The following is a 14509-nucleotide window of genomic DNA, read 5'->3' on the forward strand; positions in this document are numbered from 1 at the left end:
ATACTAATTAAAAATAAGTAAACTATGTCTGTACAATTGTATTCCCACAGTAAACAAGATTTAGAAAAGGTTGTAGAAATAATTCTTAATAAAGTACAGAATTTTCAACTTTTGAAATCTTCAAATGAGTCTCAGAAAGAAGACTTAATTTCTCAAAAAGAGGCTTGCAAATTTTTAAATATTTCTCTTCCGACTATTATTACCTGGAGAAAAGAGAAAGATTTACCACACTACAATTATAACGGAAGATATTTCTATTCTGAGAAAGAGCTTCTAGAATATGGCAAAAAACATAATCACAAATAAGGTTTTGTTTACCGGTTACCTCATTTTTAATCTAAATCAAACTTTTATGGAAACTAAAAACATTCGATTAGTTATTCTACTAATCATTTTCTCGACCCTTGCTGTATACCAATTATTCTTGTTCAGTTATTCGGCTTATCCGTTATTAAAGTCTATAGTAATGTTGCTTAATAGCTGTGTTATCATTCTTTATGGAAAAGCAATAACCAACAATCTTCACGAGAAATAGTAAAAAAATAAAGCGTCACAATTCTGCCAAATTATAACGCTTCAATAACTCATTGTATATCACAAATATACAAAAAACTCATTGTGTATGAAAGACCAATTGAAAGACGAATTGAAAGGTCAATATTTAAGAATAGGAACGACCTACTACAAGAAAAGTTTGTATCCCAATAATTTAGGTGAAGGTATTGAAATACTTATTCCTTGGAGTCCAGAGCTGATTAGACAAGACCATGGTAAAAATGCCCTGTCTCAAGTAGAAATTTATGATGGGTTCGTTTGTCTTCCTGAGAACAGAAGAGAATTTTACAAAAAGAGAATTTTAGATTACTATAATACATATCATATTCTAAGTAAAATACCTAAAGAAGGAGATATTACTAATAGTATGATTATGATGAAGCATCTATTTCGGGAGCAACTAGAAATTGGTATAGATTACATTCAATTGTTATACTCGAAACCCTCGCAAATACTTCCAATTTTATGTTTGGTCTCCAAATTTAGGAATACTGGAAAATCATCGTTTCTAAAATGGTTAAAAGAAATTTTCGAATATAATCTTACTTACATTACTAATGATTCATTTGCAAGCAATTTTAATGCTGATTGGTCGTCAAAACTACTAATATGCATCGATGAAGTACTTTTTAAAACTGATGAGCTTACAGAGCGCATAAAATATCTCTCTACAACAAACGTAAGTAAAATGGAATCAAAAGGTAAAGATAGAAAAGAAGTTTACTTTTTTGGGAAATTTATAATGTGTTCGAATAACGAACATAACTTCATAAAGATAGATGCAGAAGAAACAAGGTTTTGGGTAAGAAAAATAGAAGTTTTAGAATTTGATGATGTTAATTTTTTAGATAAACTAATAAGTGAAATACCTGCCTTTTTATACTTTTTGTCAAATCGAAAACTTTCCACTGAAAATAAATCTAGAATGTGGTTTACCCCACAACAGATTAAAACTAATGCCTTAGAGAAATTAGTAAAATTCAACTCCAGTAAGTTGGAAGTAGAATTGGCGAGTGTTTTAGTTAATACCATGGATAGCTTAGATATTGAGATAATTCAGTTCTGTTTCTCTGATGTATTGAATTTTCTAAACAAGTTCAAAATCAAACACGATGCTAATGAAATAAAAAAAATCATTCGCAATGACTGGAAGCTACAACAACAATCTAATTCAAATCAATATCAAAAAATCACTATTACAAATGATTTAGATTTTTATCAAAATTTGAGTAAAGGAAGATACTATACTGTTTCTAGAGAATTTTTATTCAAAAATTTTGATGATTTGATGACAAAGAGAGATTAGTCCTTTATTCACAACCTTTTACATTGTCATCAGTTTGTCATCAAAAAAAATAATGATGACAAAAAATGATGAAGCATTATGAATAGTGATGAATTGATGATAAGATGATGATTGAAGATTCTTAGAGTACATAAAGGCTAAAAGCAGTTTGTCATCAATTCATCACTTTTTGAAAGATTTTTAAACCTAGAAAAATTACAGCTATGAATACTATCCAAGCAAAAGAAATATCAATAGAAAAAGTTCTTCAAAATTTAGGCTGTGAGCCGACAAAATCTAATGAAAATGAATCTTGGTATCTAAGTCCGTTTAGGATTGAGAAAACAGCTTCTTTTAAACTAAATAGAAAGATTAATCGATGGTTTGACCATGGCGAACAAAAAGGCGGTAATGTAATTGACTTTGTAATTGAAAAATTCGGATTTAATGTTACTGAAGCTTTGAGTTATCTAGACAAGTTTGACACTTTTTTTTCTTTTCAAAAGCAAGTTTTTGAAACTCCAACGAAAGAGAAAGATAATGAGAGCTATATCAAAAAAATAATTCCAGTTCAGCATTTGGCTTTAATTCAATATTTAAAAAGCAGAGGGATTACCAAATTCCAAACAGAAAGTATTTTAAAAGAGATTCATTATACAATCAAGGATAGAAAATATTTTGCGATAGGTTTTGAAAATAGAAGTGGCGGTTTTGAAATTCGCTCTAAGTATGCGAAAATCTGTTTAGGCAAAAAAGACATCACTATTATTTCAAACCAATCTCAAATATTGAGAATATTCGAAGGCTTTTTTGATTACCTCTCATTTAGTCAAATCAGAGATAATAAAAAGCTGAAGCAATCGGATTATCTCATTTTAAATTCTGTCGCATTGATTACTAAAAATTTATCGGTTTTAGAAAACTACCAAACCATTGAATTGTATTTAGATAATGATACCACAGGAAATAAATACACAGAAATTATCAAAGAAGCTTTTCAAAATTCAATTGATTGTAGAGGAATATTCAAGGGCTATAAAGACTTAAATGAGTGGTTTTCGATATGTGAATTAGAAATTAAATATTAGAAAAAATGGAACTAGCGAACATAAATATTTACATCCAAACTTTATTGGTTGAGAATCTAAACTTCACGAATGAGGGACTCAAAAACAATGAGAAATTGATTCGATTTGCTAATGATGTAATGAGGGATGACTTTTTAAAATTTATTATTGATGTGCAATGTACTGTCGATGAAAAAGCAATTGAAAACTCCGCTGGATATTTCATTGGAGCCGTAAAAAAAGAACTAAAACGAAGAGGTTTTCCAAAATAACTTTACGAAAACAACCTATTTATAGCCTAATCTTTTAAGGTTCTCTAAACGTCCAAATCATCAAGATGTGTCATTGTGGTCACAAATTGCTACGCATTTGCACCACAACGACGAATCTTGTTTTGCGCCCGATGGTTGCAAAAAAGGAAACTCAAACTTCAATCTAAATCTTAAAAATTAAGAATTAATGAAAGACAAATTAATCAAATTCAGAGTTACAAAAATTGAAAATCTGATTATAAAAAAGAAAGCTTCAAATAGTGGTGTTTCAGTTTCTGAACTTATGAGAGGATTAGTTTTTAATTACAAATTATCAAATAAACTAACTCCTGAAGAAATAGAATGTTACCAATTATTATCAAAATACGCCGACAATTTTAGGCGAATTTCTAACCTTTTTAAGTTAGGAGATACTACTGGAGTAAAAGAGGAATCTATTGCAACAAGCAAATTAATTCGGGAACATCTATTAAAACTAAAATGACATGATTGGACTCGCAAAGGCATGCAGTGGCGGAGGCGCATTATCTAACTACGTTATGAATGACCTCAAAGGGTATGAACTTGACCGTAATAATATCTGCGGTAGCTCCCCAAAAGAAATTGTAGAAGAAATGAAAATGATTCAGGATTTAAACCAAAGAGCAACGAACAAAACTTTCAGTTTGGTTTTATCTCCCGATATAAAAGACGGCAAAAATTTATCTGATGAGCAGTTAAAAACAATGACTCAGGATTATTTAAATAAACTCGGAATAGATACAGAAAAACAGCAGTATGTAGCCTTTGTACACACCGAAAAAGAACATAAACACATACATATTATCGCAAACCGAGTTCAAGCAAATGGTAAATTAATTTCAGATAACCACATCGGTAAAAGAGCGCAATGGATTGCCCACGAGATTGCAAAAGAAAAAGGGTTAATCTCGGCTAAAGAAAAAATGTTTGAAAATATTAAAAACATCGAAAAAGGTACTGATAGTTTAAAAACAGAAATCTATAAAAAACATCAGGAAGTTTTAAAACAAAACCCTCAAAGCTTTCAAAATTGGATTAAGCAAATGGATTTAAAAGGATTAGAAGTAAAACCAACCATAAATAAACAAGGGCAGATTCAAGGTTTTAGGATTTTAGACAAGGCGACAAAAAACGATTTTAAAGCTAGCGAAATACACCGTTCTATGTCAGCTAGCAATTTAATAAAAGGGGGCTTAAAAAACGATTTAAATTATAATCTCGATACTACTCTGAAGCGTGTACAAGGAAAGCAGATGTCAAAAAGTCGAATCGGTAAAAGCACTGCAATTCAAGTTAAACATGGACTTAAAACCGAATTAAAACAAGTTAAAAACATTGGAGAGTTCCAAGTAAAAAGTACAGCCAAATCTTTAATAAAAACATTCGTAAAAACTCCGAAGATGACAAAGGAGGAATTTAAAGAAAAACAAAAATTTGAAAAGCATTTTGATGAAGTAGTTTCTCCTAATCTAATCATTAATATGAATACGGATAATGATAATTTACAAAAAGCAAATGAATTAAATAAGCTTCAAGAGGATAAAATCCAACTTGAGCAAGATAAAAATGATGAACCAAAAATTAATTATTCAAAATTAGAACAAGACTTCGGAATATGAGCAAAAATATAGAAATAATAGCAGAGGTTATTGCAGAACAAACGGATAAGCTCCAAAAGCTAGTCACAGAGCAATCAAATTTAGTACAGGAGTTTTCTATTTCTATAGAAAAGCTAGAAAAAATTGAAATACAACCAAGAACTGAACGCCTTGAAGAAATCATATCGCACTGGAATCAGCTGTTTACAGCTCAAAAAAATCAAATTCAAGAGTTACAGCATAATCAAGATAACGAAAACAAAAAGCAAAGATTAGGAATATACGTTTTAATGATTTTGACAATAATCTTACTGTTTTCAATTCTATTAATATTAACATTTAAAACGATATAACATGGCAGATCATGGTTTTAGCATTGGAGAAGCAAACACACTTGTAGGTATTATTGGTAAAATTTTGAAAGCAATTTTTCTTATTTCTGTAGTGTCAAGTGTAATGCTTTTGGAAACCCACTTGTTTGGGTTCTCTATAACTAATTTGTGGACGGACTCTTATAATTTTCAATTAAAAGAATTAAAGCCAAATTACTTTCAAAATGGGTATAACAACTTTTTGTTTCTGTTTTCAAAATTCGTAGCAAGTAAGATGCCGTTTTGGGCAAACTTTGGAGTGCTTTTAAGTGTACCATCAGTAATTTACATTTCTTTCTATCATGCGAAACAAAAACGATTCCCTAGAGTAATTATCAGTACAATCATTAACAATATCCTGATAGTTTTATTGATTGCCTTGTTAGGAAAATTATTAAGCACACTTATCGGAGATTTTGGGGCAATAATCTGTATTACTCCTATTTTTTATGCGATTTATTTATTAAAGTTTAAGAATAGAATCAAACCAAATCAAACTGAAAAATTCAAAAAAGTTAAAGAAAAGTCCAAAAAAGATGACGGCTTCACTTTTAAAACAAATAAAGGAGAAATAAACCTAGATAATCCTTACAGGGGAATTTATATTCAAGGTGGAGCTGGTTCAGGAAAATCGGCTAGTATTTTCGAGCCTATTATTCAACAGATTGGAGAAAAAGGTTTTACAGGAATACTATACGATTTCAAAAGCCCAGAATTGACCGATAAAGTTTATTTAAATTATGAAAACACTTCGATCAAAGTCAAGAATATTGATTTTAAGTATCCTTTATTGAGTGACAGAGTAAATCCTATACATCCAAAATATTTAACCAAAATTGCCATAGCAAATGAGTATAGTCAGGTTATTATCAATAATCTTTTGCCTGAATCAATTAAGAAAATGGATTTTTGGCTTGGTAGTGCCAAAAATATTTTAGTATCTGTTATTTGGTGGTTAAGACAAAAGCATCCCGATATATGTACGTTACCACATTTGATATCATTTATAGTACAAACTTCATTTGATGTTTTAGTTCAAAAGATATCGGAAGATCCCGAAGCAAAAGGTATGTTAGCTGCATTACAGGAATCTATTGATAGAAATGCAGACCGTACAATTGCAGGAATGCTTGCGACCCTTCAAAATGCTTTATCTATTCTTAATGCTCCTGATGTCTTTTGGATTCTCTCAAGCAACGATGTTGATTTGCATTTAAACAATCCCAAGAACCCTCAATTTCTATGTATCGGGAATGACAGTACGTTACCTACTGTCTACACTCCTGCAATCTCGCTTATTATTTCAGTAGCGCTTAGGCAAATGAATCAACCGAATCAGCAAAAATCAGTTGTGTTATTAGACGAAGCTCCAACAATTTTCATCCCAAATATTGAACAAATCCCTGCTACTGCAAGGAGCAATAAAATAGCTACAATATTTGGAGTTCAAGATTATGCTCAATTAGCAGATAAATATGGCGAAGGTAAAGCTCAAGTTGTTATATCAAACTTAGGAAATCAATTCTTTGGAAGAACTACGAATTACAAAACCGCCGAAATGGTTCAAAATCTATTCAGTAAAAAGGATGAAGTATTTACATCTAAAAGCACAGGTGATGGAACAAGCGGAAAGTTTGTGCATATGGGGAGCAATACGAGTTCGGGTACTAGTGAAAACATTCAGGAAAGAAATCGTGTTAAAATTAGTGATATAGTCAATTTAGAACAAGGAGAGTTCTACGGTATTATAGCTGAAGGAAGTCCTCGAGAATTTTTAAAAACTCAATTTTTAAGAGACGAGATACAAGGAAAATATATCAATCAGAAAATCCCAATAAGCGAAAGCATGATGCAAGAGAACTACTTTAAAATCATTGCAGAATGTAAAGAAATTATATCAAGCTAAAAACAAATATTCAAAATCAATTTTTATAAATTAAAATCAATTACAAATGAAAAAAACTAAATTATTTCTTGGGGTATTATTACTATCAGCTTTTACAAAAGGTTATTCCCAGACCTACAAAAATGCTTTTGGTGTTGGCATTGGGGCAACACAGGACGGTTATGGTGTAATGTTAAGTCATAATTACTTTATTCACGGAGACAACTCAATTTCAGCATCTATTTTAGTAACCGATGCTAAATACAAAATCGGAGATGATAGAGTCGGCTACAACGACATAACACTTAATTTGGGATATTCTGTCCCCTTGTATCTTACTCAAAACAGAAAATTCGGGATTGTCTTAGGGAGCGGTGTAGTACTTGGCTACGAAATAGTCAACGATAATAAAGACATGAATTTAAGCAATGGCAGTTTGATTTTGGACGAATCAAAATTCATTTACGGGGCTTATGCGGGATTAGACTTTGACTACCTTATTAATGATAGAACAACGCTTTTTATAAAAGTAAACGAGTATTATCATGCTAATTCAGATTTAGGAAAATTTGTTCCGTTTGCAGGAATTGGACTTAGATATTATACCAATTAAATAGATTAATTAAACAATTATAATAAAGATGAAAAAAAATATTAGAAAAATCGGAATGTTAATGATAACATTTTCTTTAATGGCTTGTACCAAAGAAGTCGATGTTTTAGAGCCAAAACTAATAGGTTCTTACAAAATTAAATCAATTATAACAGATCTACCTGTTGATTTAGACAACGATGGAGTTGCTAATACTGATATGAGTAAAGAAAAAGACCGTGGATATTGTCGTTTTGATGATACTTTTTCATTTAACAATGGTAACAAAGGAATTTGGGCTGATGGTTCTGATATTTGTAGCAATGCCTTAGAGCCTTCCGACGATTATTTTAATTACATTTATGACAAGGCAAAAAAAACTATTTCTATGGAAATATTTCACAAAGGAGAAAAAGAAAGTGAGCTTTTAGAACTTACAGATGTTTTTGTCAGCTACAAGGACGGAAGACAAGCACTTAAATTTAGTTTCTACGACGAACGTTATACTAACAGAATAGTAACGTACTATCTTGAATCTGAATAAACGTGATAATAAATAAATACGCTTTTTCAGTTAAATTTGTTTAATTGAGAAAGCGTATTGAGTTTTTGCACCATACAAAATTGCCTAATACATAAAAAGGTAAAACAAATGAGTAACATAACCCTAACGAAGCTTTATTTTTTATTATCTGAAAAAGTGGGCAAAGAAACAGCAGAAAATTTAACTACTTATATCGAATCAAAAATTGATAAAGAAGTAGAATATAGTACAAGACATTTGGCAACTAAAGAAGATTTAGAAAAAGTTTTCAAAGATCTATCAAGATGGATGTTAGTGGTATTTATTGTCCTTTCATTAATAACCCTTGGTTTATACGCAGTTATTATGCTAAAATAATTAGTTACGTGGATAAGTAAATAGCGATAGCTCCATGGTTCAAGATTTTGTAATTGGTTCCGTTTAACACAGCTTTCATTATTCGTGCTTCGGACGCAACGAAAACTTAGCTATTATAAGTTGTTCTTTTGTGTATATTGAATTTACTTATTGAAAGTTATATTTTTTTTAAAATAAATCCTTTTTTTTCTTGCGTATTTAAATTTTGTCCGTAGATTTGTCCGTATCCGTAAAAACGTCCGTAAAATGATAAATGTAAAATTCTACCTTGATAAAGCTGATAAAAGCAATAGATATCCTATTCATCTTGTCTTGCATTCAAAAAATTCAAAAGTCAAAGTCGCAACTGGAGAAAAGATATTGAAGGACGATTGGGATATCGAAAATCAACTAGTTAAAAGCTCGGATAAAGCATATAGTTCAATAAATAAATTCTTAAACTTCCTTAAGAAAGAAGTTGAGAAATATTTCGATACTGAATTGCATACCAATTTTACAGACAAAAAAATTAAAGAAAAATTAAGCTCATTGATTAGTAGTAGAAGAGAAAATACGGACTTAAATATAGTTTCTGGGCTTCCGGTAGAATATGAAACAAAATCTAAAGTGACTTTTGTTGATTTGTTTGCAGGAGCAGGAGGTTTTAGCGAAGGTTTTCTTCAAGCTGAATATGGAGACAAATATTATGATTTTAGGTTAGCAAGTGATATTAATGAAAATTGCGAACTTACACATTTGGCTAGATACAATTATCAACTTGGTTTAGATGCTGAATTTCTTCGCCAAGATATTACAGAGCCGGATTTTTTAGATAATTTCTTAAAAAAAATAGGTACGAAAGAAATAGACATTGTTTGTGGTGGTCCACCATGTCAAAGTTTTAGTTTGGCGGGTAAAAGAAAAAAGTTTGATAAAAAAGACGATTTATTCGCACATTACTTAAAAGTTATAAGACAGCTTCGTCCTAAGTATTTTGTTATGGAAAATGTCAAAGGAATTTTGACAAAAGAGCAAGGCAAGATTAAAGAAATGATTCTGCAGGAAATTAGATCAATAGTAGATTTAAAAGAATTTAGTCTATTGACTCATTTCGTTGCTCAACTCAAAAAAGTAGAAATTGAAAAATCCTTTATTTTAGAATGTTATAATTTACGCTTACAATTTGAGAGATCTACCGACAAAGAATTGGATGGCTTAAAGAATAGTTATATCAATAATTTAGAGAATAAATTTAGGCTATTGACACCAAAAATTGTTGACTACAAGACAAGTAAGACCGATAGAAATATTAGTACTATTCGTCATGGATTCAATCTTTTGAAGCGTGTTAAAGAATTGCAATACATTAGAAAAAGGGTTATTAATGAAAAAGCATTTTCTAATTTAGATAATGATTTTTTTGCAGATGATTTTGATTCGTTTTTAACTTCAATTGAATCCGAAACGATTATTGAAAAAATACATACAGCTTTCAATAATTTAAAACCCAATAAAAACTTTTTGGAAGATGTACAGCAGATAATCACGGCACTAGAAATATTTGATTATTCATTCGATGAGTGTGTAAAAGGATTGGGTTCTTTTGTTATTAAGGTAAATAAAGAAAAAGAATTTGAGGCTATTTTATCGAGAATTAGGCTGTATAATATAGAGCAACCCTTCGTGGCGCTAGCGTCAAACTATGGGGTTCCTCAAAATCGAGAAAGAGTTTTGTTTATTGGATGTAGAAAAGATCAAAAACTTATAAGTGATGTTCCTGCAACTGTAGCGCATAGTGAAAAGGTTAATGTTTTTGAAGCAATATATGATTTAGATTTTGTCGGAAATGATGATGAAAAATTTAATTATGAAAAAATTGATTTGAAAGCACAATATAATGGTTCAACTGAAAAAATGAAAGCGTTAATTCAGAAAAGGAATGTTGATGGTAGACCTAATGAAAAAGAAGGTTTAAGTTATTCTGAATGGTCAAAAAAGGGTCGATTAAATAGTCGATTTGCAAATGCAAAGAATCCTTTTTATGTTAGAAATTTTGAAGAGCTCGAAAATACTTTAACTCATTTAGTTGCTCCGTTACAAAATCATAAAACGAGTAAGCAAAACGATGAAGTTATTAAAAGATTGAATGTTATTTTAAAATCGGGAAATTATGAATCCGCGAAGGCTAATCTGAAAGAAATTGGGCTAGAATCAGATAAAAGAAGTTATACAGTTTTAAAGCCAGAAGGGCAAAGTTCTACAATTATGACTATTGCAGATGATTATATTCATTATTCAAATCCAAGAGCATTGACTGTTCGAGAAATGGCTAGACTTCAATCATTTGACGATTCTTTTGTGTTTCAAGGAAAACGCTCAACGGGCGGGAATAAACGTAAATTTGAAGTTCCTCAATTTACATTAGTGGGGAATGCAGTTCCCCCACTAATGGCTAGAGCTGTAGCTTTAGAAATTTTGAAGAATATTCAATAAAGTCCAAAATAAGATAACGGATTGTTTGCTGTTAATTGAGGAATTGCACTGCGAATATCCGTTCTTAATCCAGTTCTTGAACCAGAACTGAAATTATTTGTAAAAATTTCTTTTAATGATTTAGCAACATTTTGTACGCTTGGATTGCCCCAATAGTTCCCTCCAGACAAGTTAGTAACTCTCTTAACTGCGACTCCATCAGGTTTGTAAGTCGTATTTGCATTTGAGGGAACTGTTACAAACGAATAACTAAAACTTTGTGCGTTTTGAATATTGTAACCGTTTCTTCCTATTGTTATATTTCTATTTCGAAATCCGCCAGCAGAATAAATCATGTCCCAAAGCATTGGTATTTGTGCATTATCATTCCAATTTGTTTTACATTGAATAATTCCGATTTCAAAATGATTAAAATCTCTTTCTGCTAAATGATTTGTTAGTTCGAAGTTAAACTTATTTTTAACAATCGGGTCAATTCGATTTCCGAGATTGTTTAAAACATTTAATTGATTTATGTCTGTATTGTATTCTGGTAAATCAGGAAAGACAATAATTGTTATGTCGGATTCGGTGTTGCATGCAAAATTACCATAATTCACAGTTATTGCGTCTTGTATTGCTTTAGGGACAAGGCTCATTTTTTTGATAGCAACAACTCTGCTTCCCGCTGTGCAAAGATTAATATACCAACAAACTAAAGACTCCCAGGCTGTTCCGCTTGCAGACAATTCTCCTTGTCCTCGTCCGCCGCCGCCGGTTGACTTGAATATATTTGAAAGATTGTCTCCTAAATTTAAAATTTCATTTTCAGAACAGTTATTTCCTAAAAGGCGTATAATTTCTGGTTGCCAGATTTGCCAACATTTTTGATAAGTAGGTGTGCTAAAAACATTTTCAATTGCTAATTTTCTTAGTTGTTCGGGTACGGTATTGTACATTTTTGTGAAATTTTAATTTTGATAAATATTGTAAAGTCTGGTTGTGATTCTTATCTTACAATAGTAATTAAATTTTAGCAATTCATTATGGTTTTTGAAAGTAAAGATGTTGATGGTTGTTATTTAGCTAATATTTTTTAGATATTGTTGGTTGTTCATGAGTACGCTACTCAAAATTACACAGAAGAATAAAGGAATAACTTAGAGCGAAAAATCGGATAGTTCTATGTTGCTTTAACTTAATGGGGCTTGTCATTTTAATGCATTTTGCAAATTAAAAAAATATTAGCCACCCTTTTGACCACCTCTTAAAATGCAAAAACCTCGTAATCAATCGATTACGAGGTTTTTATGTACCCGGAGCCGGAGTCGAACCGGCACGGTTTCCCACAGGTGTTTGAGACCAGCGCGTCTACCAATTCCGCCATCCGGGCTTAGCAGACGAAAAAATAATTAATAAATCAATTATTTTAACGCAATAGAACAATTTTTATCGTTATAATAAACTCTTGTTCCTTTAACACGGTGCAAATTTATAAAAATATTTTACATTTTCTAACAAAATACTTAAAATTTTCCTTTCAGTGTTCAATAAATTTTATAAATTTGCACCTCGTTAAAACGACGCACACACAACTAACTACAAAACAACAAATTATAATGTCGCACCTAGAACCAGAAGCTAAAATTTTTGCGTGTTCAAAAAGTGTTTATCTTGCCGAAAAAATTGCAAAACAATACGGGATACCGTTAGGTAAGGTTACAATGTCAACTTATAGCGATGGTGAATTTCAGCCATCATATGAAGAGTCTATCAGAGGGTTACGTGTATTTATTGTTTGTTCGACATTTCCAACAGCAGATAATTTGATGGAATTGTTACTTATGATTGATGCAGCAAAACGTGCATCAGCCAGACATATTACAGCTGTAATACCATATTTTGGTTGGGCTAGACAAGATAGAAAAGACAAGCCAAGAGTACCGATTGGAGCTAAATTAGTAGCCAATCTATTAGATGCTGCAGGAGCAACAAGAATTATGACAATGGATTTGCATGCAGATCAAATTCAAGGATTCTTTGAGAAACCAGTAGATCATCTTTTTGCTTCAACAATCTTTTTACCATACGTAGAAAGTTTAGGTTTGGAAAATTTAACAATCGCTTCTCCAGATATGGGAGGTTCAAAAAGAGCTTATGCTTATTCTAAATTTTTAGAATCAGATGTAGTGATTTGTTACAAACAAAGAAAAGTTGCCAATATAATCGACACCATGGAATTAATTGGTGAAGTAAAAGGCAGAAACGTAATATTGGTAGACGACATGATCGATACTGGTGGTACATTAGCAAAAGCAGCCGATTTAATGATCGAAAAAGGAGCATTGAGCGTTAGAGCTATTTGTACACATGCTATTCTTTCTGGGGATGCCTATGAGAAAATAGAGAATTCTAAATTAAGCGAGTTAATCGTAACAGATTCAATCCCGCTAAAAAAGGAATCAAAGAAAATAAGAGTGTTGAGTTGTGCACCTCTTTTTGCCGAAGTTATGCACATGGTGCACCACAACAATTCCATTAGTGGAAAATTTATAATGTAAAAATGCAATATGCTTTAGGTTTTAAGCCGTAAGCTGTTTCACGATTACAAAAAAAAAGCTTAAAGCCTGGTGCCTAAAGCTTATAACAATTTGAATATTTATTAATAACTATATTTTTTTTACAATGAAATCGATTACAATTAAAGGATCAGAAAGAGAAAGCGTGGGTAAAGTGTCAACTAAAGCCTTACGTAATGCTGGATTGGTTCCTTGCGTATTATACGGAGGAAATCAGGCAGTTCATTTCTCAGCAGAAGTTATGGCATTTAAAAACTTGGTTTACACTCCAAACGCACACACAGTTGTGATTGAGCTTGGAAAAGGAAAATCATTCAATGCAATTTTACAAGACATTCAAGTTCACCCAGTATCTGACAAAATCTTACACATTGACTTCTTTCAATTATTTGATGACAAAGAAATCACTATGGAAGTTCCAGTAAAAGTTGTTGGTACATCTAAAGGTGTTCTTGGTGGAGGTGTTTTACGTTTAAACACTCGTAAACTTAAAGTAAAAGCATTACCTAAAAACCTTCCGGATTTTGTTGAAGCAGACATTACTCCACTTGAAATGGGTAACAAATTATACGTTACTAAAGTTGGTGCACCAGAATACAAAATTATGCACCCAGACAACACAGTTGTTTGCCAAGTAAGAATTTCTCGTGCTGCTATGAAAGCTGCTCAAGAAGCTGCAAAAGCTGCAAAAGCTCCAGCAAAAGGAAAGAAAAAATAATTTTTTTTCAAACTATTACAAAAAAAACATCAGTTGCAAAACTGGTGTTTTTTTTTGCCTTTTATTTTCCAGGAGCAGAAATTTCTCGATTTCAAACAACCTAGACCTCCTGCTATTCGCTATATCTTTTATTTTAAAAGAAAATAAAAGGATGCCGCTACTATCAGGGCTAACAATTACGCTTGGTTTTTCAAATGTTAAAAAAACGCGAAGA

16 protein-coding genes and 1 tRNA gene are annotated in these 14509 nt (G+C 31.4%); 15 read left to right on the plus strand and 2 right to left on the minus strand.

The window, feature by feature from the left end; all coding sequences use genetic code 11:
- The first annotated feature begins 24 nt into the window (after positions 1-24).
- From AC3IPI_RS04795 to AC3IPI_RS04855, 13 genes are all read left to right on the plus strand, one after another.
- Positions 25-306, plus strand: a complete 282-nt coding sequence (locus AC3IPI_RS04795) for a helix-turn-helix domain-containing protein (RefSeq protein WP_489157479.1) — start codon at positions 25-27, stop codon at positions 304-306.
- Between the two features lie 46 nt (positions 307-352).
- On the plus strand, positions 353-535 hold the full coding sequence (locus tag AC3IPI_RS04800) for a hypothetical protein (protein ID WP_285224704.1): 183 nt from the start codon (positions 353-355) through the stop codon (positions 533-535).
- An 87-nt stretch (positions 536-622) separates the two neighbouring features.
- Positions 623-1861 (plus strand): primase-helicase family protein, encoded by a 1239-nt coding sequence (locus AC3IPI_RS04805; protein WP_489157481.1) that lies wholly within the window; start codon positions 623-625, stop codon positions 1859-1861.
- A gap of 203 nt (positions 1862-2064) precedes the next feature.
- Positions 2065-2928, plus strand: coding sequence for a DUF8464 domain-containing protein (locus AC3IPI_RS04810; protein WP_489157483.1), 864 nt, complete (start codon positions 2065-2067; stop codon positions 2926-2928).
- Between the two features lie 5 nt (positions 2929-2933).
- Positions 2934-3179, plus strand: a complete 246-nt coding sequence (locus AC3IPI_RS04815) for a hypothetical protein (protein ID WP_489157485.1) — start codon at positions 2934-2936, stop codon at positions 3177-3179.
- Between the two features lie 187 nt (positions 3180-3366).
- Positions 3367-3663: a plasmid mobilization protein gene (locus AC3IPI_RS04820; RefSeq protein ID WP_489157487.1), complete on the plus strand. Its 297-nt coding sequence runs from the start codon at positions 3367-3369 to the stop codon at positions 3661-3663.
- 55 nt (positions 3664-3718) lie between these two features.
- On the plus strand, positions 3719-4819 hold the full coding sequence (locus tag AC3IPI_RS04825; RefSeq protein WP_489159216.1) for a relaxase/mobilization nuclease domain-containing protein: 1101 nt from the start codon (positions 3719-3721) through the stop codon (positions 4817-4819).
- A complete protein-coding gene (locus AC3IPI_RS04830; protein WP_489157489.1) occupies positions 4816-5151 on the plus strand; it encodes a hypothetical protein in 336 nt (111 codons plus the stop codon). Before AC3IPI_RS04825 ends, AC3IPI_RS04830 begins: the two co-directional genes overlap by 4 nt.
- A 1-nt stretch (position 5152) precedes the next feature.
- The gene (locus tag AC3IPI_RS04835; protein ID WP_489157491.1) at positions 5153-7075 is read left to right on the plus strand and encodes a type IV secretory system conjugative DNA transfer family protein; all 1923 of its coding nucleotides are present in this window, start codon (positions 5153-5155) and stop codon (positions 7073-7075) included.
- Positions 7076-7121: 46 nt separating this feature from the next.
- Positions 7122-7667: a conjugal transfer protein TraO gene (locus AC3IPI_RS04840; RefSeq protein WP_489157493.1), complete on the plus strand. Its 546-nt coding sequence runs from the start codon at positions 7122-7124 to the stop codon at positions 7665-7667.
- Between the two features lie 28 nt (positions 7668-7695).
- Positions 7696-8190: a hypothetical protein gene (locus AC3IPI_RS04845; protein WP_489157495.1), complete on the plus strand. Its 495-nt coding sequence runs from the start codon at positions 7696-7698 to the stop codon at positions 8188-8190.
- Between the two features lie 108 nt (positions 8191-8298).
- Positions 8299-8547 (plus strand): hypothetical protein, encoded by a 249-nt coding sequence (locus tag AC3IPI_RS04850; protein WP_489157497.1) that lies wholly within the window; start codon positions 8299-8301, stop codon positions 8545-8547.
- A 246-nt stretch (positions 8548-8793) separates the two neighbouring features.
- The gene (locus tag AC3IPI_RS04855) at positions 8794-11019 is read left to right on the plus strand and encodes a DNA cytosine methyltransferase (RefSeq protein ID WP_489157499.1); all 2226 of its coding nucleotides are present in this window, start codon (positions 8794-8796) and stop codon (positions 11017-11019) included.
- Here AC3IPI_RS04855 and AC3IPI_RS04860 read toward each other — a convergent pair.
- Both AC3IPI_RS04860 and AC3IPI_RS04865 read right to left on the minus strand, forming a co-directional pair.
- The gene (locus tag AC3IPI_RS04860) at positions 11013-11957 is read right to left on the minus strand and encodes a hypothetical protein (RefSeq protein ID WP_489157501.1); all 945 of its coding nucleotides are present in this window, start codon (positions 11955-11957) and stop codon (positions 11013-11015) included. The two genes, AC3IPI_RS04855 and AC3IPI_RS04860, sit on opposite strands and share 7 nt — an antisense overlap.
- A gap of 354 nt (positions 11958-12311) precedes the next feature.
- Positions 12312-12391, minus strand: a tRNA-Leu gene (locus AC3IPI_RS04865).
- A 226-nt stretch (positions 12392-12617) separates the two neighbouring features.
- On the opposite strand from AC3IPI_RS04865, the gene AC3IPI_RS04870 reads away from it, so the two are divergent.
- Both AC3IPI_RS04870 and AC3IPI_RS04875 read left to right on the plus strand, forming a co-directional pair.
- Complete coding sequence (locus AC3IPI_RS04870) at positions 12618-13559, plus strand: ribose-phosphate pyrophosphokinase (RefSeq protein ID WP_039116638.1); 942 nt, start codon at positions 12618-12620, stop codon at positions 13557-13559.
- A gap of 124 nt (positions 13560-13683) precedes the next feature.
- Complete coding sequence (locus tag AC3IPI_RS04875) at positions 13684-14295, plus strand: 50S ribosomal protein L25/general stress protein Ctc (protein WP_039113422.1); 612 nt, start codon at positions 13684-13686, stop codon at positions 14293-14295.
- Positions 14296-14509: the final 214 nt, after the last annotated feature.

The organism is Flavobacterium sp. GL_143, assembly GCF_057834355.1.

Excerpts from the sequence above, each read along its gene's own strand:
- AC3IPI_RS04850 (WP_489157497.1), top strand. The coding sequence starts at position 8,299 with ATGAGTAACATAACCCTAACGAAGCTTTATTTTTTATTATCTGAAAAA.
- AC3IPI_RS04820 (WP_489157487.1), top strand. The coding sequence starts at position 3,367 with ATGAAAGACAAATTAATCAAATTCAGAGTTACAAAAATTGAAAATCTG.
- AC3IPI_RS04810 (WP_489157483.1), top strand. The coding sequence starts at position 2,065 with ATGAATACTATCCAAGCAAAAGAAATATCAATAGAAAAAGTTCTTCAA.
- AC3IPI_RS04815 (WP_489157485.1), top strand. The coding sequence starts at position 2,934 with ATGGAACTAGCGAACATAAATATTTACATCCAAACTTTATTGGTTGAG.
- AC3IPI_RS04800 (WP_285224704.1), top strand. The coding sequence starts at position 353 with ATGGAAACTAAAAACATTCGATTAGTTATTCTACTAATCATTTTCTCG.
- AC3IPI_RS04830 (WP_489157489.1), top strand. The coding sequence starts at position 4,816 with ATGAGCAAAAATATAGAAATAATAGCAGAGGTTATTGCAGAACAAACG.
- AC3IPI_RS04805 (WP_489157481.1), top strand. The coding sequence starts at position 623 with ATGAAAGACCAATTGAAAGACGAATTGAAAGGTCAATATTTAAGAATA.
- AC3IPI_RS04840 (WP_489157493.1), top strand. The coding sequence starts at position 7,122 with ATGAAAAAAACTAAATTATTTCTTGGGGTATTATTACTATCAGCTTTT.
- AC3IPI_RS04795 (WP_489157479.1), top strand. The coding sequence starts at position 25 with ATGTCTGTACAATTGTATTCCCACAGTAAACAAGATTTAGAAAAGGTT.
- AC3IPI_RS04845 (WP_489157495.1), top strand. The coding sequence starts at position 7,696 with ATGAAAAAAAATATTAGAAAAATCGGAATGTTAATGATAACATTTTCT.
- AC3IPI_RS04835 (WP_489157491.1), top strand. The coding sequence starts at position 5,153 with ATGGCAGATCATGGTTTTAGCATTGGAGAAGCAAACACACTTGTAGGT.
- AC3IPI_RS04870 (WP_039116638.1), top strand. The coding sequence starts at position 12,618 with ATGTCGCACCTAGAACCAGAAGCTAAAATTTTTGCGTGTTCAAAAAGT.
- AC3IPI_RS04875 (WP_039113422.1), top strand. The coding sequence starts at position 13,684 with ATGAAATCGATTACAATTAAAGGATCAGAAAGAGAAAGCGTGGGTAAA.
- AC3IPI_RS04825 (WP_489159216.1), top strand. The coding sequence starts at position 3,719 with ATGAATGACCTCAAAGGGTATGAACTTGACCGTAATAATATCTGCGGT.
- AC3IPI_RS04855 (WP_489157499.1), top strand. The coding sequence starts at position 8,794 with ATGATAAATGTAAAATTCTACCTTGATAAAGCTGATAAAAGCAATAGA.
- AC3IPI_RS04860 (WP_489157501.1), bottom strand. The coding sequence starts at position 11,957 with ATGTACAATACCGTACCCGAACAACTAAGAAAATTAGCAATTGAAAAT.